The sequence below is a fragment of the Roseovarius ramblicola genome, assembly GCF_042430665.1.
GTDB lineage: Bacteria > Pseudomonadota > Alphaproteobacteria > Rhodobacterales > Rhodobacteraceae > Roseovarius > Roseovarius ramblicola.
Window position 1 is genome coordinate 1 of the sequence record NZ_JBHMEC010000027.1, and the last position, 23,375, is coordinate 23,375.

Sequence of the window (23,375 nt, forward strand, 5' to 3'; positions counted from 1 at the left end):
CGGGACCGGCGGCAGCATCGACATCGCGCTCGACGCCGACGTGACCGGCCAGGGCGGCCACGGGGTCCGGGCCACCGCGGACGCGGCGAACATCACGGTCGGTGTCGGCGCCAGCACGACGGTGGAGGGCCAGAATTTCGACGGGATCGACATCGACCTGGCGAACGGCGCCGGGCATGCCGTGACGATCCAGGGCGCCCCGGGCGGTGCGGTCGTCGGCAACGCGGCGGGCATCGACATCGACTCGAACGGCGCGGCGATCACCGTGGCCGATCTCGACCGGGTCGAGGGCGACGACGAGGGCGGTCTGGCGCTCTCCTCCTCGGGCGGGGCCATCGAGGTGAGCGCCGTGGACGAGGTGACGACCACGAACAGCACCGCGATCCTGGTCTCTTCGGGCAGCGGCACCGTCGCGATCGACGGCACCGGCACCGTCGGCGGCATCACCGGCAGCGGCGCCGCCAGCGACGGCATCAACGCCACCTCCTCGGGTGGCGCGATCGATATCGGCACCACCACGGCCAACGGCGATATCGAGGGCGGCGAAGACGGGATCGGGGCCACCAGCAACGGTGGGACCATCGACATCGCGAGCAATGGCGCGATCACCGGCAATAGCGGCGACGGCGTCGAGGCCGAGAGCGGGGGCGGCACCCTGACGGTGCGCGGCAACGGCGTGATCACCGGCAACGGGGGCGCCAGCGACGGGATCGACGCCGACAGTAACGGCGGCGCGATAACCCTCCGCGACAACGCTGCGATCACCGGTGACGTATTCGGGATCGAGGCCGACAGCACCGGCGGTGCCGGTGCGATCCTGATCCGCGACAACGCCGCGATCACCGGCCAGGGCGGCGACGGCGTCAATGCCGAGAGTGACAGCGGTGCCATCACCCTCCGCGGCAATGCCGGCATCACCGGCGACAGCGACGGCGTGGATGCCAACACCGATGGCGGCGATATCCTCGTCTTCGACAACGGCGACATCACCGGCACGAACGCGGTCGGGCTGCGGGCCCGGGGCGATGGCGGCGACGTCGTGATCGGCCGCGAGACGGCGGGCGGCACCGCCGCGGTCAACGGCACCATCTCCGGCAATTTCCGCGGGATCGACGTGCAGACCTCGGGGACGGGCGTCATCGACATCCTGACCGGCGCGCTGGTCGAGGGGGTCACCAACGAGGGCATCGAGGCCGACAGCGTCGACGGCGACATCACCGTCACCCTCGGCGGCAATGTCACCGGTGCCACGGACGGCATCGCCGCCGAGGCCACCGGCGCGGGCAATGTCACCATCACCGGGGCGGGCGACGTCACCGGCGATTCCGACGGCAGCGGCACCGCGACCGACGACGGCATCAATGCCGCCACGGCCTCGGGCAACGTGGTCGTCGATGTGGATGGCACCATCACCGGCGCGCCGGGGATCGTGGCCACCTCCTCGGGCGGCGGCGATGTCAGCGTCACCGGCACCGGCGATGTGAGCGACAGCCTCGGCACCGCGATCCTCGCCGCGTCGAGCGGTGGCGACGGCAACGTGACCGTCAACCGCGACGGCAATGTCGACGGCCAGGACATCGGCATCGACGCCTCGACCACCGGCGACGGCGCCGCCGGCGGTACCGGCAGCGGCACGCTGGACGTGGACGTCACGGGCACCAACAAGGTCGATGGCGGCACCACCGGCATCATGGCCGGGGTGGAGGAGGGCACCGGCACGGTGGACATCGCGTCCGGCGCCACGGTGCGCTCGGGCGTGAACACGCCGGGCGACGGCAACACCGGCGCGGCCAGCACCGGCATCGCCACCGCAGGCGGCGGCGTCCCCGGCGGCCAGATCACGGTGACCAACGCGGGCACGATCGACTCCGACAACCACACCGATTCCGAGGTGCTGGCGGCCGGGGCCTTTGTCGATACGGTGTTCGACAACCTCGCGGGCGGCGAGATCTTCGGCAACGCGTCGAGCGACGCGGATGCCGGGGCGGTGACGGTCAGCAATGCCGGGGAGTGGACGCTGAACACGAGCGGCACCTCGACCTTTGCCGGCGGCAACGACACGATCACCAACACCGGGATGCTGTCCTTCGACAGCTCGACGGTGGCGGGCGTCGAGAGCTTCACCAACAGCGGCATGATGGTGTCGGACGGCTCCAGCACGGTGGACGGCCCGCTCACGCAGACCGCCACCGGCATGCTCGACCAGCAGGACGGGGCCACCGACGACAGCTTCACCATCACCGGCGACGCCCAGTTCGGCGGCACCCTGGCCTATGATGTCGACCTCTCGGGCGCGACGGACATGGGCGACGTGGTCAATGTCGGCGGCGCGGTGAGCGGCGACGTCGAACTGGCCTTCGCCAATACCGGTGCCAGCAGCGGCAGCCTCGGCATGCCGATCCCGCTGATCAACTACGGCACCGGCAACACGCTCAGCACCACCCAGAGCGGGCTGCCCAATTCGGGGGCGATCGTCTACAGCATCGTCGACGACACCGGCAGCGACACCATCCAGCTCGAAAGCGGGCTGAACCCCGGGATCAACGTGGCGGCCAACATCGCCCTGACGCAGTCGATCATCGGATCGGTGATCAACCGCCCGACGAGCCCGTTCGTCTCGGGGCTGGCGCTGCCCGGGGACAACCCCTGCGGCGAGGGCGCATGGGTGCGCGGCACCGGCGGGCGTGCCGATGCATCGACCGATGTCACCAACGCGCTCGGCCAGTTCCACAGCGAGATCGAAGCCAGTTTCGGCGGCCTCCAGATCGGCGGCGACTTCTCCTGCTTCGACGGCCATTTCGGTGGCTGGGACATGAGCTTTGGCGGGTTTGCCGGGATCAACAGCGGCAGCACCGATCAGCCGGTCTTCGCCTTCGACTCGGCGACCGGCGGTCTGGACCGCAGCAACGTGACCAGCGTCACCAGCAGCGATTTCGACCAGTACTATGGCGGTCTCTACGTGGTGGCGGCGCGCGGCGGCTTTGTCGCCGACCTGCAGGTCCGGCGCGAGAAGACCGAGTACGACATGCGCAACCGGGCGGCCGGAGCGACCATGCCGCCGGTGAATTTCGACTCGCCCATCGGCCTGACCGACCAGAGTATCGACACCGACGCCTACACCGTCAGCGGCTCGCTCAGCTATTCGTTCGCGATCGACGAGAAGAACGGCCTCGATTTCGTGCCGACGGCGGGCTTTGCCCTGACCGAGGCCGAGACCGACACGATCGCCTTCGAGAACGATACCACGGACCCCACGGACGACTCGCGGCTGCGCATCGAGGATTCCGAGGTGCAGATCGGCTTCATCGGGGCGACGCTGGCCAAGACCACGGTGCGGCCGGAGGCGGCGAGCGCGATCAACTACTTCGCCACCGGCACCGTCTATCACGATTTCGCCTCCGACACGGTCTCGGTGTTCGAGACGCCCGACGGGAAGACAACAAAGTCGAGCTCGGAGCCGCTGGGAACCTATGGCGAGCTGAGCCTCGGCCTGAACTACGTCAAGGTCCTGCAGGGCGGCGGTGCCGGTGTCGCGCGCCAGTTCAACACCTCGGTCAGGCTCGACCTGCGCCATGGCGAGGATGTGGACAGCGCGGCGCTGACCGCGCAGGCGCGGCTGCAGTTCTGATAGCCCGGGGGCGGCCGCCGGCCGCCCCCTTCCGTCCGCGGCGGGCGGATCGGACGTCCCGAGCGGGCGATACGGATACCTGCGTGCCGCGTATGCGCCCGGCGATGTTTTTCTGTCTCCCCCCGCAGCGTTTGCCAAACGCGCGTTCCATGGTAGCAATCCATCATTGACGTGCGGATTACCACGGAGGCCCCGGATGACCCCTTTCGCCACCAGACCCCTGTTGATGGCCGGGGCGCTTGCCCTGTCGCTGATCGTGCCCGCGCCGCTGGCGGCGCAGGAGGCCGGGGAATTCACGCTCGAGCTCAACAATACCGAGGCGGTGGAGGGCGGCTGCCGGCTGACCTTCGTGGCGCAGAACGGTACCGGCACGGCGCTCGATCAGACCTCCTATGACGTGGCGGTGTTCGACGAGACCGGCACGGTCTCGGACCGGCTGATCCTCGAATTCGGCCGTCTCGCACCCGACAAGACGCGGGTGGTGCAGTTCCTGCTGGGGCGCGGCTGCGGGCAGGTCTCGCGGCTGCTGCTCAACGACGCCGAGGATTGCGTCACCAGCGCCGGGGAGGACTCGCGCATCTGCATGGACGCGCTGTCGGCCTCGTCGCGCACCGATATCCTGTTCGGCGGCTGATCCATGCCCGGAGTGCCGATCGGGGAGATCAGCCCGCTGGGCTGGGTGGTGCTCGGCGCGCTGGCGGCGCTGTCGGTGTTTGCCGCGACGCTGGTGCTGGTCAAGCTGGTGCAGTTCCGCCGCGCGCGGCTCGGGGACACGCGCCCCGCCGAGCAGGCGATGCAATTGTGGCGCGCGGGCGAGCGTGGTGCCGCGCTGACCACGGTGGCGGCGGCGGCGGGGCCGCGCGCGGCGCTCCTGCGCGAGCTGTTCACCGCGCTCACCGCCCACCCCGGCGACACCGCGGCCGCGCAGGCGCGCGGGGCGCAGCGCGCAATCGACGATCTCGCCGTGCTCGAGCGCAACATGCGCGGCATCGAGGCGGTGGTGCAGGCCGCCCCGATGCTGGGCCTTCTGGGCACGGTGATCGGCATGATCGAGGCCTTCGGGCGGCTGGCGCAGAGCACCGGCGCCGCCGATCCCGCCGAGCTGGCGGGCGGCATCTGGACGGCGCTCATCACCACCGCGCTGGGGCTGGCCATCGCCATCGTGTTCTACTTTCTGTCGCTGTGGCTCGAGGCGCGCGTCGCCCGCGAGCGCGCGGCGCTGGAAAGCCTGCTTGCCGCCGTGCCCGGCGCGCTGGCGGTGCCCGCCCCGGCGGCGGGCCGCGGCTGAGATGGCCGCGCCTGCCCCGCTCGGTGCCGCCGGGGGCGGGGCGCTGGCGGGCCGGCTGGCCGGGCCCGCGCGCGGGCGGCGCGGCTTCTCGCTGACGCCGCTGGCGGACATCATGTTTCAGTTGCTCATCTTCTTCATGCTGTCGAGCAGCCTTGCGCCCTATGCGCTCTTGCCCATGAGCCCGCCCGCCAGCGCCACGGCCACCGCGCCCGAGGCCCCCGACCGCCCCGCGCCGCAGGCCGCGCCCGCCGCGCCCGCGCAGGTCATCTGGCATCTCGAACATGGCGCGCTGCGCGCGGGCACCGAGCGCATCCCGCTGGCGGCGCTGCCCGGCGCGCTCGATGCGCTGCGCGCGGAGGGCATCGACGATATCGTGGTCTTCGTCTCGCAGGCCGCGCGCGCGCAGGATATCGCCGACCTGCTGGAGCCGGTGCGCCGCGCGGGCTTTGCCCGGCTGCAACTGATCGGGGGCTGAGCGATGACACCGCTGCTGCCCCGCCCTGCCCCGCGCTTTCGCCCGGATTTCTCGCTGGCGACGGTGAATATCGTGCTGCTGCTGCTGCTCTATTTCCTGGTGGCAGGCGATCCGGCGGCCGAGACCGAGCGCGCCATCGTGCCGCCCTCGACGCGGGACCTGCCGCTCGAGGGGCTGCCGCGCCCGCTGCTGGTGGCGCAGCCGGGCGGCGCGCTCGCGCTCGACGGGGTGGCCGTCACCCTGCCCGCGGTCATGGACCGGATCGCCTCGGGGACGCTGCCGCGGGTGCACCTGCTGGTGTCGCGCGACCACCCGGCGCGCGCGCTGCTCGATCTCGCGGCGCGTCTCGCCGGGGCGGGGGCCGAGCTGCGGCTGGTCACCCTGCGCCCGTCGCGCCCGGACGGGGACGGGCAATGAGCGCCGCGGCCCCCCCGGTGCCGGTCCCCGGCGCGGCGGGCTGGATCCTCGCCGCCGGGGCGGCGCTGTCGCTGCATGTGGCGGCGGGGGCGGCGCTGGTGCTGGCGCTCGCTGCGCCGCCGCAGGCCCCCGCCGCGGCGCATGGCGGTGTCGTCATCCGCAACATCACCGCGGTCACCGCCACCGCGCCGCGCGCCGGTCGGGCGCGCGCCGCGCCGGTCGAGGCCCGCCGTGCCGACACCGCGCCCGGGGACCGGCTGGCGGCGCTGGACGAGGCCGTGCCGCGCCGCGCCGCCGAGGCCCCGGCCCGAACCGCCGCCCTCGCGCCGGGGCGGACCGCCGGGGCGCAGGACACCCCCCGTCGCCTCGCCCCTGCCGCCGCGGCCCCGCGTGCCACCGGCGAGCCCGCGCCGCGCCGCGTCGCCCCCGGCGCACAGGACCGGCAGGAGGCCGCGCAGGCCGCCCCCCGCCGCGTCGCCCCCGGCGCACGGGACCGGCAGGAGGCCACGCAGGCCGCCCCCCGCCGCGTCGCCCCGGCCACGCAGGACCGGCAGGAGGCCGCGCAGGAGATCGCCCCCCGCCGCGTCGCGCAGGAGACCCCGGAGGATGCGGGCGCGGCGGCGGCGGTGCGGCGGCTGAGTGCGGGTGGCGCGCGCCGCGCCGCCACGGACGCCGCGCGGCCCGCCCCCCCGGGCGACACCGTGCGGCCGCAGGCCGCGCCCCAACGTACGCCCCAACGCGCCCTCCAGCGTGCGCCCCAACACGCGCCCGAGACGCGCGCCGGGCGCACCCCCGAGCGCAGCCGCAGTGCCATTGCGCCGCCGCCCGAGCCCGCGCCGCGCCGCAGCCGCGCGCGCCGGGCCGGGCCGGACCGGCGGCTCTCGGACCGGCAGGCCGCCCCGGCGCGGGACGCGGGCGCGGTGGCGCTGGAACAGATCCGCACGGTGCTGGCCGATCTGCACGGCGCGCCCTGTCACCTGGTGCTGCCGCTGCCCGAGGGGATGCCGGGCTTTGCCGCCATCGGTGCCGATCCGGCGCGGCTCGCCGCCGCGGCGGCGCGGCTCGACCGTGCCTTCGGGCGCGAGACACGCCCGGTGCTCGCCACCCACGCGGTGGCCGGGGGGCAATGCGCGGCGGTGGATTTCGTGCGCGCCAGCCGGGACGATCCGCGCCGCGGCCTCGGGCTCGACCTGTGGCGGCCCGCCGCCGGCGAGGGCCGGCCGCTCACCGGCACGCTGCTGCACGGGGCCGCCGGCGCGTTGAGCCTGCTGCTGATCGACAGCGCCGGGCGGGTCCACGACCTGGGCGGCTTCCTGCGCCCGGTGCCCGATGGCAGCCATTTCTCGATCCCGATGAGCGGCGCGGGGGCCGCGGGCGAGGCGCGTCAACTGCTTCTGGCGATTGCCACGCCGGTGCCGCTGCAGACCCTGCCGCCCGCCGCGTCGCCGACCGCGGCCGCGCCGCTCTTTGCCGATCTCGCACAGGAACTGGAGCGCCTCGGGCTGGTGGCGGACCTGGCGCTGGCGGCCTTCGTCCTCGAATGAGGTGCCCGGGCCGGGCCTGGCGGTGGTACCGCGCGGCCCGCGTGACGGGCACGGACACGCCGCGGACGGTCGGCACGAGGCCGCGCGCCCGGCGCAAAATTCCCTCGCGGCCCCGGATCCGACGGACATAATCTTTGACAAGACAGGGCACATCGGGGTTCAATAATACCGGATATTTGCAGGGGGAACGATTATGTCCGACTCGGGTCAGAAAGCCATCAAGCGCAACCGCCCACCCCGTGTGCACATTGCCTACCAGGATCCGTATGACGAGACGGCGCAGGTCGAGCTGCCCTTCGTGGCGGGGGTGATGGCCGATCTGTCGGGCAACGCCTCGGCCAAGGACAAGCCCAAGGTCGCCGAGCGGCCCTTCTCGGACGTGGACCCGCAGAACTTCAACAAGTACATGTCCAGCGTGGAGCCGGCGCTGAGCTTCCGGGTCGACAACAAGCTCGGCGGCGAGGAGGGCGAGAAGCTCGGCATCAACCTGACCTTCCGGAACATGGAGGATTTCGACCCCGGACACATCGCGCGCCAGGTGCCCGCGCTCAAGACCCTGCTCGAGGCGCGCGAACAGCTTGCCAACCTGCAGCGCTACATGAACGGCAAGTCCGGCGCGCAGGATCTGCTGCGCAAGCTCTTGTCCGACCCCGAATTGATGAAGATGCTCGAGAGCAAGACCGCAGAGACCGCCGAATCGGGCGCGTCCGCCGATGACGACAAGGACGACAGCGCCGGCTGAACCCCGCGGGTGCGCCGTCCCGGACCACCCCATGCCGCCGCATTCCCGGCGCGAGCGAGAGAGTGAAGGACAGGATGGAAAAGACGAGTCAACAGCAAGACGCCGCGGTCGAGACCACGGAGGCGGAGGATTTCTCGCAGCTCCTCAAGGAGAGCTTCCGGCCGCGCACCCCCGATGCCGAGGCGGAAGTCGAGAACGCCGTCTCGACCCTCGTGAAGCAGGCGCTCCAGGATCAGTCGGTGGTCAGGGAGGACATCCTCGACACCGTCGACGAGATGATCGCGCAGCTCGATGCCAAGCTCACCGAGCAGACCAACGAGATCCTGCACGATCCCGAGTTCCAGAAACTCGAGAGCGCCTGGCGCGGGCTGGAATACTACGTCAACAATTCCGAGCCCGACGCCACGATGAAGATCAAGGTGATGAACATCTCCAAGGCCGAGCTGGAGCGCGAATTGCGCAGCTACCCGGGGGCCAAGTGGGACCAGAGCCCGTTCTTCAAGAAGATCTACGAGACCGGCCTCGGCAATCTCGGCGGCGAGCCCTTCGGCTGCCTGATCGGCGATTACCAGTTCGACCATTCGCCCTCGGATGTGCGGGTGCTGCGCGACATGGGCAAGATCGCCGCTGCCGCCCATGCGCCGTTCTTCGCCGCCGCCGCGCCGACGCTGCTGGGCATGGATAGCTGGAACGAGATTTCCAACCCGCACGACCTCGGCACCATCTTCGAGACCCCCGAATATGCCGGCTGGCGCGGCCTGCGCGAGAGTGAGAACGCGCGCTACCTGGCGCTGTGCATGCCGCGGGTGCTGTCGCGCGAGCCCTACGGCCCCGAAAGCCTGCCGGTCGAGGCGTTCAATTTCGAGGAGGAGACCGACGGCCATACCGGCGAGAAATACGCCTGGATGAACGCGGCCTATGCCATGGGGGCCAACATTTCGCGCGCCCACAAGGAATACGGCTGGACGGTGCAGATCCGCGGCGTGCAGTCGGGCGGCGAGGTGATCAACCTGCCCACCCATACCTTCCAGACCGAGGAAGGCGGCCTGGACCTCAAGTGCCCCACCGAGACGGCGATCAGCGACCGCCGCGAGGCGGAGCTGTCCAAGGCCGGGCTGATCGGCCTGATCCACCGCTCCAACAGCGACAAGGCCGCCTTCATCGGCGCGCAGTCGCTGTTCAAGCCGCGCAAGTTTCCGTCTGCCGAGGCGACCGCGGCCGACAACCTCTCGTCGCGCATCCCCTACATGTTCGCGGTGTCGCGCTTTGCCCATTACCTCAAGCACATGGTGCGCGACCAGATCGGCTCGACCCGCGAGAAGGACCAGCTCGAGCGCGAATTGCAGGACTGGATCTCGCAATATGTCCATGCCTCGCCCGCCAATGCCACCGAGGCCGAGAAGGCGCGCCGGCCGCTCGCGGGGGCCAAGGTCGAGGTGGTCGAGGACCCGGAGAACCCCGGATATTACAACGGCCGGTTCCTGCTGCGCCCGCATTTCCAGCTCGAGGGCATGGATATCGGCATGAGCCTCGTGTCGCGGCTGCCGTCGAACTGACACGGGATCATGACATCATCCACCCAAAATATCATCTCAATAAGGAGTACTCCAAATGGCTGTTGACATCATCCTCGTCATCGACGGGATCAAGGGCGAGACCCAGATCAGGGAATTCAAGGACCAGGGCGGCATCGACGTGCTGTCCTGGAACTGGGGCATGACCCAGTCGGGCACCACCCACCAGGGCCCCGGTGCCGGCTCGGGCAAGGTCAACGTCTCGGACGTGACCTTCACCAAGTATCTCGACCTCTCGACCCCGGACCTGCTCAAGGCCTGTACCTCGGGCCGTCACATCCCGCGTGCCGAGCTGATCGTGCGCAAGGCCGGCGGCGACAGCCCGGTGGACTATCTCAAGATCGAGATGAACACGATCCTGGTGTCGTCCTACAACACCGGCGGCTCCACCGACGGGCTCGACCGGGTGCAGGAAACCCTGACCTTCAACTTCAAGTCGTTCAAGGTCTCCTACACCCAGCAGGACGAGCGGGGCGGCAAGCTCGGCACGAGCGATATCGGCTGGGACATCGCGGAGAACACGCCGGTCTGATCCGCCACGCGGCCCCGCGCCGGGCTATGCCCGGCGCGGGGGTCTCACGCCGGGCCCCGCTCCGGCCGCCATCCGGCCCCGTGGTCCCGGTTCCGGCAGCCATGCCCGGCCCCGCCCACGGAGGACCACCATGCGCAGACAGGGACAGAAAGCCCGCGGCGCCACGCCGCCACAGGCCCAGAGGCTGCAGGTGCCGTTGCTCTACGCCTTCCGCGAGGCCGCGGCGGCGCGGGATTCGCGCAAGCCCGACATCCGCTACGAAGAGGACGGCGCGCGGGTGGTGTCGCAGCGCGCCTCCATCCGCCAGCGCGGCACCAACGAATCGCTGCTCAAGCGCAACCTCAACATCGACCTCGAGCATCTTGCCAACACCATCAACCTCGGCTCGGTGATCGACCTCGGCGAGTACCCGGCGATCCGCCGCTCGGTGCTGAATTTCGGCATCGACGACCTCACCCACCTGACCACCGATTCCAGCGACCTGCTGTCGCTCGGCGAGGCGCTGCGCACGGCGCTCATCGCCCACGAGCCCCGGCTCGTGGCGGAAACGCTCAGCGTCGAGCAGCATAGCGGCGACATGGAGAACGAGCAGCGCATCAGCTTCTTCGCCCATGCCGAGATGAAGTGCCGCCCGGTGGACATCCCGCTCGAATTCGTCGCCGAAATCGACGTCGGGTCGGGCAAGGTGGAGCTGCACGGGGTCTCGGGCCCGGGCGGGCGGCGCGCGCGGACCGCCCCCGGATAGATCGCCGATGCAGCAGGAATTCCTCGATCTCTACGAACGCGAACTCAACGCCCTCTACGAGCGGGCGGCCGATTTCGCCGCCGAGTTTCCCGGCCTCGCCGACCGGCTCGGCGGGCTGACGCGCGACCGGCTCGACCCCGGGCTCGCCGGGCTGCTGGAGGGCGCAGCGTTCCTCGCCGCGCGCGTGCGGATGAAGGTCGAGGCGGAATTTCCGGTCTTCACCACCGCGCTGCTTGAACAGCTCCTGCCGGGATACCTGGCGCCGGTGCCGGCGACGGCGCTGCTGCAGGCGCAGCCGGATTTCACCGCGACCGATCTCGCCGAGGGGCGGCGCTTTGCGGCCGGATCCTATCTCGACGCCACCTACCGCGAACGCGAACAGCGCGTCTCGTGCCGGTTCCGGCTCGCCGCGCCGCTGGAACTGTGGCCGCTCGAGATCGACATGGCGAGCTATTTCGCCGCGCCGGCGCCGTTGCAGGCGCTGGGGCTCGAGGTCGCCCCCACCACCACCGCGGGGCTGCGGATGCGGGTGGTGCGCCGCACCGGCCCCGGCACGCCCGACGCGGATGGTGATCTGCCCACCGGCAAGGACGCGCCGCCGCAGGTGGCGGCGCTGGCGGCGGCCGGGCTGGACCGGCTGCCGGTGCATCTGCACGGGCCGATGGCGGAGATGAACGACCTCTACGAGCAGATCTTCAGCCGCTGCACCCGGATCACGCTGCGCTGGCTCGACGCGCAGGGCGACCCGTGTTTCGCGCCGACGCCGCCGGACATGCTGGGCCAGATCGGCTTTGACCCCGAGGAGCGGCTGTTCCCCGAGGAGGACCGGCTGTTCGCCGGGTTCGCGCTGCTGCGCGAGCATTACATCCTGCCGCAGAAATTCCTCGGCTTCCGGCTGTCGGATCTCGGCGCCGTGCTGCGGCGGGTCGAGGCGCCGGCCTTCGATCTGCTGTTCGAGTTCGACGAGGCAAACCCGGCGCTCGTGCCGGTGGTCACCGCCCGCACCCTGCGGCTGCACGCGGTGCCGGCGATCAACCTCTTCTCCGAGCGCTCGGCGCGTATCCGCGTGGGCGAGACGCGGCGCGAGCATCTCGTCACCCCGCTGGCCAGCCCGCACGAGAATTACGAGATCCATTCCGTGCAGGCGGTGCGCGCGCTCTATGGCGGCAAGCGCAAGCCCGAGCCGGTCTGGCCGCTCTACGGCCAGCCCGCCGATGCCTCGCGCCCCACCGAGGCGCTGCATTACAGCATCATCCGCCGCCCCCGGCGACTCAACACCGCCGAGCTGCGGCGCGGCGTGCAGGGCGACTATATCGGCACCGAGACCCTTATCAGCCTGCACGAGCCCGCCGCCATCGACGATCCCGAGCGCGTGCAGGGGCTGCAGGCCGACCTGCTGTGCACCAACCGCCACCTGCCCGCGCTGCTGCCCATCGGCGAGACCACGGCGGATTTCCGGCTGGTCGAGGACACCTCGGTGGGCTTTGTCTGCATCGCCGGGCCGACCCCCCCGCGCGAGGCGCTCACCGACCAGGACCGGCACTCGGCGCGCGGGGCCACGCGCGGCGCGCGGCTGTGGCAGCTCATCAACTGCCTGAGCTTCAACCTGATGGGGCTGCGCGACCGCCACCCCGACGACCCGGCGGCGGGGCTGCGCGACGTGCTGTCGCTGTTTGCCGACATCTCCGACAGCATCACCGAGCGGCAGGTGCAGGGGCTGGTGGGCGCGCGGACCCGGCCGATGGTGCGCTCGGTGCGCGGCCCCGACGGATTCTCGCCCGCGCGCGGCATCGAGGTCACGCTCACCTTCGACGAGCGCGCCTACGAGGGCACCGGCTTTGCCCTGCTGGGCGCGGTGCTCGACCGGTTCCTGGCCGATTACGTGCAGATCAACAGCTTTACCGAGACGGTGATCGCGGGGCGCAAGCGCGGTCCGATGATGCGCTGGCCGCCGCGCTCGGGCACGGGGCCGATGCTATGAGCGGGGTGTCGCGCCTCGACCGGCTGCACGACGCGCCGTGGCGCTGGGACGTGCTCGAACTGTTGCGCGAGCTGGAGCGCAGCCACCCCGACAAGCCGCGCATCGGCGCGGCGGCGCGGCGCGGCGAGGACATCGTCGAGATCCGCCAGGACCCGTTCCTCGCCTTTCCGAGCTGCAATGTCGTGCGCGCCGAACGCCCCGCCAAATCCGGCGACCCGATGCAGGTCTTCGTGCAGTTCATGGGGTTTTTCGGGCCGCAGGGGCCGCTGCCGCTGTCGACCACGCTCGAGGCGCATCACTGGATCACGCGGCGCGACGATCCCGCCTTCGCGCGCTTTGCCGACATGTTCTCGACCCGCTTCGTGCAGCTTTTCTACCGCGCCTGGGCGGATGCGCGGCCGGTCGTGCAGATGGGCCGCCCCGCCGAGGACCGGTTCCGCGCCTGGACCGGCGCGCTCATCGGTTACGGCACGCCGGGGCTTGCCGGGCGCGACACGCTGCCCGACGACGCGCGGCGGCAGGTGCTGGGGCTGTGGGGCGCGCGGGTGCGCAGCGCCACGCGGCTGTTGCAGATCCTGCGCCAGGTCATGACGATGGCGGTCGATCTCGACGAGCGCGTGGGAAGCTGGCTGGAGTTCAGCCCCGACGACCATTCGCGCCTCGGCGGATCGCGCGCCGCGATCGGGCGCAACTGCTGCCTCGGTGCGCGCGCCTGGAGCGTCAGCCACAAGATCCGCGTCACCCTGCATTGCCGCGATCTGGAGGAATACGAGCGCTGCCTGCCCGGGCGGGCGGACTGCACGCGGCTGGGCGACGTGCTGCGCAGCTATCTCGGCCCCACCATCGAATCAGAGATCGCCCTCACCCTGCCCGCCGACCGGCTGCCGCCCACGCGGCTGGGACAGGCCGGGCAACTGGGCTGGACCACCTTCAGCCTGCCGCCGCCCGCAACCGGCACGCAGGACACGACCGACGCCGCCCGCCGGCTCTGCGCGGTGTTCCCGGTGTCCCCCGATTCCCCCGCCAATTCCGACAGAAAGCCACAGACATGACCGAAATCAGCCTCGAAACCGTCGCCGGAAAGCTCAACCGGCTGGGATATGACGCCTTCATGCAGGCGCTGCGCCACGCACGGGGCGAGGGCAACCGCAATGTCGAGCTGGCGCACTGGCTGCATCACCTGCTGGCCAACGAGCGCAGCGACGTGGTCGTGACCCTGCGCCATTTCGGCATCGACCCGGGCCGCGTGCAGGCCGATATCGACAAGACCATATCGGGCTTCCGCAGGAACGTGACCGAGATGCCGGGCATCTCCTCGCAGCTCACCGATGCGCTCGACCGCGGCTGGCACTACGCCACGCTGCTCTTCGGCGAGGCGCAGATCCGCTCGGGCCACGTGCTGGTGGCGATCCTGCGCACCCGCGATCTGATGCGCGCGCTGCGCGATGTCAGCCCGCTGATGGCGACGCTCGACGCCGACCAGATCGTGACCGACGCGCGCACCGTCTGGGCGGATTCGGACGAGGAGGACATGCGCCCGATGGATGGCAGCGGGCTCGGCGCGGCGGGCGGCGCGGGCGGTGGCGAAGAGGGCGCGCCCGGCGCGCAGACCGCGCTCGGCCGCTTTGCCATCGACATGACCGCGCAGGCCGAAAGCGGCAAGATGGACCCGATCGTCGGCCGCGACGAGGAAATCCGCCAGATCATCGACGTGCTGATGCGCCGCCGCCAGAACAACCCGATCCTCACCGGCGAGGCGGGCGTCGGCAAGACGGCGGTGGTCGAGGGCTTTGCGCAGGCGCTGGCCGCGGGCAATGTGCCGCCGGCGCTGCGCGGCGTGCGGCTGCACGCGCTCGATATCGGGCTGATGCAGGCCGGGGCCTCGATGAAGGGCGAGTTCGAGCAGCGCCTGCGCTCGGTGATCGACGAGGTGCAGCAAAGCCCCACGCCGATCATCCTGTTTATCGACGAGGCGCACACGCTGATCGGCGCGGGCGGGGCTGCGGGCACCGGCGATGCCGCCAACCTGCTGAAACCGGCGCTGGCGCGCGGCACGCTGCGCACCGTCGCCGCCACCACATGGTCGGAATACCGCCAGCATTTCGAAAAGGACCCGGCGCTCACCCGCCGCTTCCAGCCGGTCAATGTCGATGAGCCCTCGATCGACCGCGCCTGCACCATGCTGCGCGGCATTCTCGCGCCGATGGAGGCGCACCACAAGGTGCGCATCTCCGACGAGGCGGTGGTGGCGGCGGTGTCGCTCTCGGCGCGCTACCTGCCGGCGCGGCAACTGCCCGACAAGGCGGTGTCGCTGCTCGATACCGCCTCGGCGCGGGTGGCGATCAGCCAGTCGGCGACACCGGCGATGGTGGCCGATCTGCGCGCCGGGATCGCCGCACTGGAGACCGAGCGCGCCGCCAAGCTGGCGCAGGCCGACCTGGGCGAGACCAACGAGGAACGCCTCGCCGAGATCGACGAGGCACTGGCGGAGCAGACCGCGGCGCTCGCCGATGCCGAGGCGCATTACGACCGCGAGAAGGGCCTCGTGGACGATATCCTGGCGCTGCGCGAGAAACTGGCGGCGGCGCGGGACGGCGGGGCCGCGGCGGCGTCAGAGGCGGCAGAGGACACCGGCGGGACCGGGGATGGCGCCCCCGACGAGGACGGGCAGAGCCCGGACGCTCAGGACGCTCAGGACGCGGACGCGCCTGCCGACAGCGCCGACACCGAGGCGCTGCGCACCAGCCTCACCGCGCAGGTGGGCGCGCTGGAGTCGGGCGACCCGGACCGCCGCATGATCTATGCCCATGTCGACGAGCAGGCCGTCGCCTCGGTGGTCTCGGACTGGACCGGCATCCCGGTGGGCCGCATGGTCACCGACGAATTGCGCGCCATCCTGTCGCTGCCCGAGCGGCTGCGCGAGCGGGTGATCGGCCAGGATCACGGCCTGACGCAGATCGCCAAGCGCATCGAGACCAGCCGCGCGCGGCTCGACAATCCCGGCAAGCCCATTGGCGTGTTCATGCTCTGCGGCCCCTCGGGCGTGGGCAAGACCGAGACCGCGCTGGCATTGGCCGAGGCGATCTATGGCGGCGAGCAGAACGTCATCACCATCAACATGTCCGAGTTCCAGGAGGCGCATACCGTCTCGGGCCTCAAGGGCGCGCCGCCGGGCTATGTCGGCTATGGCGAGGGCGGGCGGCTGACCGAGGCGGTGCGGCGCAAGCCCTATTCGGTGGTGCTGCTCGACGAGGTGGAAAAGGCGCACCCGGACGTGCACGAGCTGTTCTTCCAGGTCTTCGACAAGGGGCTGATGGAGGACGGCACCGGGCGGCGGATCGACTTCAAGAACACGGTGATCCTGCTGACCTCGAATGTCGGCACCGAGGCGATCATGGAGATGGCCGCCCGCGGCGAGACCCGCCCCGAACCGGAGGCGCTGTCGGAGGCGCTGCGCCCGCACCTGCAACGGGTGTTCCCGCCCGCGCTGCTGGGGCGGATCGTGACGATCCCCTATTTCCCGCTCTCGGCGGAGGTGCTGGGCGGTATCGTGCGGCTCAAGCTCGACGCCATCGTGGCGCGGATGAAATCGGCCCATGGCGCGCGGATGAGCTATTCGGACGCCGTGATCGACCACATCGTCGCGCAGTGCAACGACCCCGACAGCGGCGGCCGCATGGTCGACAACATCATCACCAACACGATCCTGCCGGATCTCTCCCGCGCCGTGCTCACCCGCACCATGGAGGGCACCGAGTTCGCCACCGTCGAGGTGGGGATGGGGGAAGAAGAGTTCGCGTATCAATTTGGGTGATACCACGCCCGCAAAGGAGGTCGAAATGTCCGAAACGAATGACGACCACAAGGATGTCAAATAAGCATATTGCTTCCTTTGTCTTCGAAACGATGTTAACAAGAATTCACACAGATTTCCGGAAATTTAGGAGGGAAGGATGAGTGGGGACGGTCCAAAACAAGTCAGACCCAAGAAGCGCGTACGCCAAGATATTCTGATTGCGCGCATAGTTGCCTTCCTTACGATAGCAGTAAGCTTGGCGATGAGTCTGGTTCTGGATCTGGAAGACAACAGAGCCGAGCTTGTGCTTTCCGTTGCTCTACTTCTTCTTGGGTTGAGTGTGGCACTTATCCTGATTCTTCTAGCCCAGATATATGCGGCTATTGAAAAGCTATCTGACTGACGCAACGTTGGCGGATTTACGTGATATGGATCGTATCCTCCATAACCCGACGACGCATGGCCAGTGTTCCATCTGAATCTTTATAGCCATCTTGGAATATCTTCCAACACTCATCAGTCGAAATTGGGTCTGGGCCTTTCTTGATCTCCCTTCCATTCGGACTTTCCGTAGTCATATACAGCCAGTCATTCGAAAAAAATCCGTCGCGCGGGCGAAAGTAGACGCATCTTCTATTTGTTGCGATTTTCTTTGGATATAAGCTGAATACGCCACCTTTCACTTCAACTCGGTCAAAATCACGCTTATCACAAAAACAATACCAACCATTAAATTTTGCTACTCTTGGATGGGTCTCAGCAGCCTTGTTCATCGCCTTGCGTAGCGTTTCGAATTTCTCTTCTGCACTCATTTGATCAAGAGATTTGTCGCTCACTACTATAACAAGGCTAACAATTCCGGCGATAGCAGCGGCTGCGGAAAGAGTGATAACGGCCATGATTTTCCCTCACATTGTCCCAAACGAAACAATCTAGCTCGATGCAAAATGCAAATAGCACCTCATGGAGGCTATCGTCGGTCGAATCACTCATCAGGTCAAGCTTGTAGGACTACCTCCGCAGTCGTGCCGCCATTTCCAATGGCGGCCGTCACCGGCAAAAGTCAGAAATCGTGTTCCAAAGGGGGCGTCTTGCGGTTCCCTCAGTTAAGGCTCCGAACCGCGCCTGCCCCGTCTCAGCCTTCCGGCGTCTCATTCACCGCAACGCGGTCCAGGAATACAACAAGGATACCAAGGGTTTGCAGTGATTCTGTCTGTGCCCGCCGGGCCTCAGCCCTCCAGCATCGCATTCACCGCGCTGCGGAAGGCGTCGAGCCCGGCGGGCTCGCGGATCACCGCGATGCGGCCCGAGGCACCGCTCATCTTGCGCTCGGCCCACTGCACCACATAGCCCGCGTCGCGCCCTTCGAGGAACGGGTTGGCGCGGATCACCGAGGCCCCGTAGAGCGACAGCAGGTCGGTCTCCGGCGCGGCGGTCAGCGCCGTATGCGCCCCCTCCATGCCGAGGAAATGCGCCAGATACAGCCGCCCGGCGGTGATGGTATGGCCGCGCGCGCGCAGGAAATCCGCGCCCTCGCGGGCCAGGTGGCGCACCATTTCGCGCGACATCTCCGGGTCCTCGCGCAGCGCCAGGAGCTCGCCGCGCGACAGTTGCGCGGTCAGGTCGGGGCGGTAGACGCGCATCATCCGCAGCCATGTGCTGTCGATGAACTGGCCCAGCCCGGTGGCCGAGGAGAGCGGGTTCTTGGCATCGGCGCGGCCGCCGGATTCGACCTGGATGATCCGGTTGACGAGCTGCTCCACCGCCGCCCCGCCGCCGCCGATGCTGGCCTGCGCGGCCCCGGTTCCACCGCTGTTCCGGCGCGGCGCGGCGCGGCTGTCGCGCGGGCCGTAACAGGTCGGCGCGGCCTCCGGCTCGGGGCGGTAGACGTAGCAGCGGATCGGGGCGGTCGCGCTGTCCACGCCGATATAGAGGATCCGGTCGAGCGTATGGCCGGCGGGTGCGTCCCCTCCCCTGCCCGCGCCGGGGGCCGCGCTCATCACCAGCGTGATCGCGTCCTGCGGGCGCGCCTCGGTATCGAGCTTGTGCGCCGCCGAGAGCAGCATGATCATCTGCCCCACGAGCCGCGGCGGCAGCCCCTGGCGCAGCGCCGCGCCATAGATGCCGTCCATGATCCGCGGCTGCGCCCCGCCACCGGCGTCCGGCGCGGGCCGCGTCCCCGCCGCGTCGAGCCTGGCGGTGAGATCATGCGCGATCCACGGGTCGGCCCCGGTGGTGATCTCCACCGTGTCCTGGTTGTCTCCCGCGCCGCGCGCAAGCGCCCCGACATAGCGCTCGGACTCGTAAAAGGCCGCCTGCACGAAACGCGGCGGCCGCGGCGGCGCGGCCTGCCAGCGCAGCGCGACGATGTGCCCGGCCTCCAGCCGGTCGAGGCCGAGCCGGTCGCGCGCCACCTGCGCCACCCGTTCGGCCTCTGCCCCGGGCAGCCCCTCGCGGGTCAGCACGGCGGCCACCGGGGCGCCGTGCGCGATCCGCAGGACGCTCTCGTCGTAGAGCCGGTGGCGGCGCTCCGGCGGGATCATCGGCAGGGTGGAGATATCCACCGGGCGTCCGTCCCGCCGCGCGCGGGCGATCAGGGCGTGGGCCTCGGCGACATTGCGCGGCTGCGCCGCCGCGGCACCGGCCCGTGCGGCGACCGCCGGGGCCGCGCGCGCGCGCGCCGCCGCGCCGCGCTGCGCCTGGAAGATGGCGAAATCCTCCTGGCTTGTCGGCAGCGCCACCGCCAGCCGCTCGCCGGGCGGGATCAGCGTGTCGCGGATCACCAGGATATCGCCGCGTCCGCGTCCTTCGGGCACGCCCTGGGGGCGCGGCAGGCGGCGCGGCGCGGAGGATTGCGTGGCGCGGCCCGCCTCGATGCGCAAGGGGCTTCCGGGCAGGTCCATGAAGCGCGGGGCGGCGCGCTCCGGCGGGGCCGCGGCCTGTTCCGGCGGGGCGGTTTCGGGCGGGGCCGGGGTGGTGCCGTCCCGCGGGGCCGCGGCGGTGTCGTCCGGCGGGACCGGGCCGGGCGGGGGCGGGAGATCGCGGATCGTGATCAGCCCGCTGACGGCCAGAAGCCCCGCCAGCGCCGCGCCGCCCGCGAGCCCGGCGAGACCGGCGAGTCCGCGGCGCAGGCCCGCGCGCCGGCGCCGTGCGCGCGCCTGGTCGCGGGCCTGGGCAAAGCGGGGGTCGACCGGCCCGCCCGCTCGCGGCCTGTCGCTCATCGGAATGCGCCGCGCAGCGCCCCGCGCAATTGCTCACCAGCGATGCCGCCCGCGGCGGGCGCGGCGGGGGCGGCGGCGGGGGCGGGTTCGCGTGCCGGTTCGGGCGCGCGCGCGGCGGTGCCGCCCCCGGCCGGGGCCGGTTCGGGCGCGCGCGCCACCGGTGCGGGGCAGACGGTGCCGGTGGCCGACTTCAGGTGGCGCCAGACCGCCTCGGTGGGGTTGCGCGCGTCGAGATCGGCCCCGCTGCGCGCGATGTACTCGCGCAGGGCGCCGCGCGATCCGTTGCCCCAGATGCCGTCCACCCCGGCCCGGTAACAGCCGAGCCGGGCCAGTTCGGTCTGCACGGCGCGGGGCAGGTCATCGGGGGCGAAGAACCGGTCGGTGACGTCCTCGCCGATGATCCGCTGGCCGCGTCCGGGCGCGGGGCGCAGCGCGCGCCCCGGGTCGAGCGAGGCAAGCACGAGGCTGTCCTGGCTCGCGCCGATGCGGGCGATCGGCGTGTCGGCCACCGCCGGGCTGTTCTGCGCCGCCCGCGCGGTGAGCGCGGCCACGGTCACCGCGCCGGGCGTATCCGGAACCGCTGCGGGGACAGGTGTTTCGGGCGCGGGCGTTTCGGGGGGCGGCAAGGCCGCCCCGGAGGTTGCCGGGGCGGCGGGTGCGGGGCGCGCCCGGGCCGCCCGGACAGGGGCGACGGGCGCGGGCGGCGCGGCGACCGCGGCAGCCGCTGCCGGCGGCGCGGCCTCCTGCTCCTCGTCTTCGATAAAGTCGAAGGTGAAGCGCGGCACCGCGGGCGCGGCGGTATCCCCGGCATCCTCCGGCGCGGCGGCGGCGGCATCCGTGCCCGCCCGGTTTCCGTCCCCGTCTCCGTCCCCGTCCCCGTCCCCGGGCGCGCCGAGATGGCGGGCGATCACCTCCGGGTCGAGCCGCGCCCCCTGGTCGCGCCAGATATCGAGCAGGAACGTCTGCTGTGCCTCCGGCATTGCCGCGAGCCGGGCGAAATCCTCCTCGTCGGGCCGGAACGGGCGCAGGAACAGCGGCTCCGACAGGCTCGAGCGGACCCAGGGGGCCTGCCGCCCGTTGCTGGCCGCGCTGACGCGGGCGGCGAGGTCCTGCAACAGCGGCTCCAGCGGCTGGCCGGGGGCGGTCAGGGCGTCGCCCAGTTCGAGGGTGAACCCGGCCCCCGTCTCGCCGGGCACGAGGCTGCCGGGCTGCGTGGCCATCACCACCATCGCCTCCCGGGCGGGGGCGGGCACGCCGAGCCCGGGGGCCACCCGCGCCGCCACCGGCGGTGCCAGGTCGAAGCGGCGGGCCGCGTCCAGCACGATGACCGCCGGGCGCGTGCCGCTGGCCAGCCGGTCGATGAGCGGCGCGAGCGCCAGCCCCGCCGTGGCCGCCGTGCCGGGATCGTCGAGCACCAGGTCGATGGCGGCGAGCCGGTTGACGCCATCGGCGCGCAGGCCGTGCCCGGCGAAGTAGAACAGCACCATCCCGGCATCGGCGGCACGGCTGGCAAAGCTGTCGAAGGCCGCCGAGAAGGTGGCGCGGTCGCTGTTGAGCAGCAGCGACACCTCGAACTCCTGCCGTTCGAGCAGGGCGGCGATGTCGCGCGCGCCGCGCGCGGCCTGCGGCATGGCCGCCAGCGCGTCGTAATCGGCGTTGCCCACCACCAGCGCCATGCGCGGCCCCTCGGCGCGTGCCGCCCCCGCCCCGAGCGCGAGCGCGATCAGCGCCGCGCCAAGGATCATCGCCCGCATCGCCGCCCCCGGGCGGCAGTGGCGGAAACCGGTGATGTGGCGGGCGGTCATCGGTGGCGCATCCCTCTGGCACTGTCGCGAATCTATCGGATTTGTCCCGCCCTGACGAGTCCCCGCCGCGGCGCGGCGCGGCATGCGATTGCCGGGGTTTGCCAGATCGTCCGGCGGCTGCTACCGTCGCGGGAGACACATTTCGACCGCCCGGATTCCCGCATCATGCCCGCCTGCCCGCCCTGCCCCGCCTTTCCGCTCCGCGCGGGCCGCGCCCGATGACCCCGCAGGATTGTCTGGCGCCGCTGTCCGAGGAGGATAGCTGCGGCCCCGACCTCTACGAGAGCTTCGACAGCGCCTTCGAGAGCTACCTTCTCGATGCCGAGGCGCGGCTGCCGCAGAGCTTCTTCGGGTCCGACGGCAGTCCGCGCGTCGCGCCCGACACGATCGACCTCGGGGTCGAGTGGGAGAACGTGGCCGCGATCCTCGACCGCGCGCGCGACCTGCGGCCGCTGGCCAGCTATGCGCAGTTCTGCGCGCTGGCGCGCGACCCGGCCGCGATGGCCGAGTGCCTCGACCTGATGGCCGGGCTGCTCGAGGCGTTCCCCGACGCGGTGCACCCGCGCATCACCGACGACATCATCGACCGCAACAACGCGCTCGAGCTGCTGGCCAGCCGCGCCACGGTCATCATGCCGCTGGAATTCACGCCGCTGGTGCGCGACCGGCGGCTGCGCGACATCAGCCTGCGCGGGATCCTGCTGGGCCGCGGCGAGCGCACCCCGCAGGCCGACGAGCAGCCCGGCGATGCCGAGGCGATGATCGCCGCCCTGCGCGCGGCGGAAAACGCCGACGCGGTGGCCGCCAGCCACGCCGCCCTCACCCGGATCAAGCAGGCGGCGGCAAGGATCGAGGCGGTCTGCCTGGCCAACGAGAGCCAGCCCTTCCGGCCCAATCTCGAGGAACTGCACGCGCGGCTCGACGAGCTGCTCGGGCTGCTGGCCGAGGCCCGGCCCGAGCTCGATGGCGGCGGCGCGGCGGACGACGGTGCGGACGCGCAGGACGCCCCCCCCGCCGAGGCGGCACCGGCGGCGGGCGATGACGATGCGGCCGCGCCGGGCGCGGCCCCGGCGGCGGCCCCCGGGCGGGTCGCCGACATGGCCCAGGCGCGCGCCGCGCTGGAGGCGCTGGAGAGCTATTTCCACACCCGCGAGCCGTCCTCGCCAAGCCTCATCCTGGTGCGCCAGGCCCGCCAGCTCGTGGGGCGGCCGCTGATCGAGGCGCTGGAGATCCTGGTGCCCGAGATGTCGGCGCGCGCGCGCATCGATTTCGGCCGCGAGAGCGGCTTCCTGCTGGGCATGGACCGGATGCGCGCGCTGTCGGAGATCGGCGGCGGCGGCGGCGAGGAGGCCACCGCCGATCCCGCCGATTTCGCCGTGGCGAACCGCAAGGAGGCCGGCGCGCTGATGAGCGCGCTCGAGAGCTATTACGCCAGCTTCGAGCCATCGAGCCCGATCCCGGTGCTGCTGAGCCGGGCGCGCGGCTATCTCAACCAGAGCTTCACCGCCATCCTCTCGGAATTCCTGCCCGCCCCGGAATGAATGCGCCGGAATGAGCGCCCCGGAATGAACGCCCCGACCGATTCGCCCGGCGCGCGCGGTGGCCCTTGCGCGCCCCGGATGCGCCC

General features: G+C 71.0%; 17 protein-coding genes and 1 pseudogene. 15 read left to right on the forward strand and 3 right to left on the reverse strand.

The features are described from left to right. The 14 genes and pseudogenes from ACFFU4_RS16160 to ACFFU4_RS16225 all read left to right on the forward strand — a co-directional run. A pseudogene (locus tag ACFFU4_RS16160) lies at positions 1 to 3,628 on the forward strand (hypothetical protein); the annotation flags it as partial. 196 nt (positions 3,629 to 3,824) lie between these two features. Beyond that, positions 3,825 to 4,262, forward strand: a complete 438-nt coding sequence (locus ACFFU4_RS16165; RefSeq protein ID WP_377070875.1) for a hypothetical protein — start codon at positions 3,825 to 3,827, stop codon at positions 4,260 to 4,262. 3 nt (positions 4,263 to 4,265) lie between these two features. Continuing rightward, positions 4,266 to 4,916, forward strand: a complete 651-nt coding sequence (locus tag ACFFU4_RS16170) for a MotA/TolQ/ExbB proton channel family protein (RefSeq protein ID WP_377070876.1) — start codon at positions 4,266 to 4,268, stop codon at positions 4,914 to 4,916. A gap of 1 nt (position 4,917) precedes the next feature. Then, positions 4,918 to 5,391, forward strand: coding sequence for an ExbD/TolR family protein (locus tag ACFFU4_RS16175; protein ID WP_377070878.1), 474 nt, complete (start codon positions 4,918 to 4,920; stop codon positions 5,389 to 5,391). 3 nt (positions 5,392 to 5,394) lie between these two features. Continuing rightward, positions 5,395 to 5,808, forward strand: a complete 414-nt coding sequence (locus tag ACFFU4_RS16180) for a biopolymer transporter ExbD (RefSeq protein ID WP_377070879.1) — start codon at positions 5,395 to 5,397, stop codon at positions 5,806 to 5,808. Beyond that, positions 5,805 to 7,352: a hypothetical protein gene (locus ACFFU4_RS16185; RefSeq protein WP_377070880.1), complete on the forward strand. Its 1,548-nt coding sequence runs from the start codon at positions 5,805 to 5,807 to the stop codon at positions 7,350 to 7,352. Before ACFFU4_RS16180 ends, ACFFU4_RS16185 begins: the two co-directional genes overlap by 4 nt. 193 nt (positions 7,353 to 7,545) lie before the next feature. Further along, on the forward strand, positions 7,546 to 8,094 hold the full coding sequence (gene tssB, locus ACFFU4_RS16190) for a type VI secretion system contractile sheath small subunit (RefSeq protein ID WP_377070882.1): 549 nt from the start codon (positions 7,546 to 7,548) through the stop codon (positions 8,092 to 8,094). A 74-nt stretch (positions 8,095 to 8,168) separates the two neighbouring features. Continuing rightward, the gene (gene tssC, locus ACFFU4_RS16195) at positions 8,169 to 9,650 is read left to right on the forward strand and encodes a type VI secretion system contractile sheath large subunit (RefSeq protein WP_377070883.1); all 1,482 of its coding nucleotides are present in this window, start codon (positions 8,169 to 8,171) and stop codon (positions 9,648 to 9,650) included. A 55-nt stretch (positions 9,651 to 9,705) separates the two neighbouring features. Continuing rightward, positions 9,706 to 10,200 carry an Hcp family type VI secretion system effector gene (locus ACFFU4_RS16200; RefSeq protein ID WP_377070884.1) on the forward strand — a complete coding sequence of 165 codons (495 nt, stop codon included), beginning with the start codon at positions 9,706 to 9,708 and terminating at the stop codon, positions 10,198 to 10,200. Between the two features lie 130 nt (positions 10,201 to 10,330). Continuing rightward, positions 10,331 to 10,945: a type VI secretion system baseplate subunit TssE gene (locus ACFFU4_RS16205; protein ID WP_377070885.1), complete on the forward strand. Its 615-nt coding sequence runs from the start codon at positions 10,331 to 10,333 to the stop codon at positions 10,943 to 10,945. Between the two features lie 7 nt (positions 10,946 to 10,952). Further along, entirely contained in the window at positions 10,953 to 12,926 is a 1,974-nt protein-coding gene (gene tssF, locus ACFFU4_RS16210; protein WP_377070887.1) for a type VI secretion system baseplate subunit TssF, read from the forward strand. Next, positions 12,923 to 13,978 (forward strand): type VI secretion system baseplate subunit TssG, encoded by a 1,056-nt coding sequence (gene tssG / locus ACFFU4_RS16215; protein WP_377070888.1) that lies wholly within the window; start codon positions 12,923 to 12,925, stop codon positions 13,976 to 13,978. Before tssF ends, tssG begins: the two co-directional genes overlap by 4 nt. Beyond that, positions 13,975 to 16,740, forward strand: coding sequence for a type VI secretion system ATPase TssH (tssH, locus tag ACFFU4_RS16220; RefSeq protein WP_377070889.1), 2,766 nt, complete (start codon positions 13,975 to 13,977; stop codon positions 16,738 to 16,740). Before tssG ends, tssH begins: the two co-directional genes overlap by 4 nt. Positions 16,741 to 16,879: 139 nt before the next feature. Continuing rightward, entirely contained in the window at positions 16,880 to 17,125 is a 246-nt protein-coding gene (locus tag ACFFU4_RS16225) for a hypothetical protein (RefSeq protein ID WP_377070890.1), read from the forward strand. 16 nt (positions 17,126 to 17,141) lie between these two features. On the opposite strand, the gene ACFFU4_RS16230 is transcribed toward ACFFU4_RS16225, so the two are convergent. From ACFFU4_RS16230 to ACFFU4_RS16240, 3 genes are all read right to left on the reverse strand, one after another. After that, complete coding sequence (locus ACFFU4_RS16230) at positions 17,142 to 17,621, reverse strand: hypothetical protein (protein WP_377070891.1); 480 nt, start codon at positions 17,619 to 17,621, stop codon at positions 17,142 to 17,144. A 330-nt stretch (positions 17,622 to 17,951) separates the two neighbouring features. Then, entirely contained in the window at positions 17,952 to 19,943 is a 1,992-nt protein-coding gene (locus ACFFU4_RS16235) for a hypothetical protein (RefSeq protein WP_377070892.1), read from the reverse strand. After that, positions 19,940 to 21,748 carry a caspase family protein gene (locus ACFFU4_RS16240; RefSeq protein ID WP_377070893.1) on the reverse strand — a complete coding sequence of 603 codons (1,809 nt, stop codon included), beginning with the start codon at positions 21,746 to 21,748 and terminating at the stop codon, positions 19,940 to 19,942. The genes ACFFU4_RS16235 and ACFFU4_RS16240 overlap by 4 nt, the downstream gene beginning before the upstream one ends. Before the next feature lie 218 nt (positions 21,749 to 21,966). Here ACFFU4_RS16240 and ACFFU4_RS16245 point away from each other — a divergent pair, with 218 nt between their 5' ends. Then, a complete protein-coding gene (locus ACFFU4_RS16245; protein WP_377070894.1) occupies positions 21,967 to 23,289 on the forward strand; it encodes a type VI secretion system protein TssA in 1,323 nt (440 codons plus the stop codon). The last annotated feature ends 86 nt before the right edge of the window (positions 23,290 to 23,375 follow it).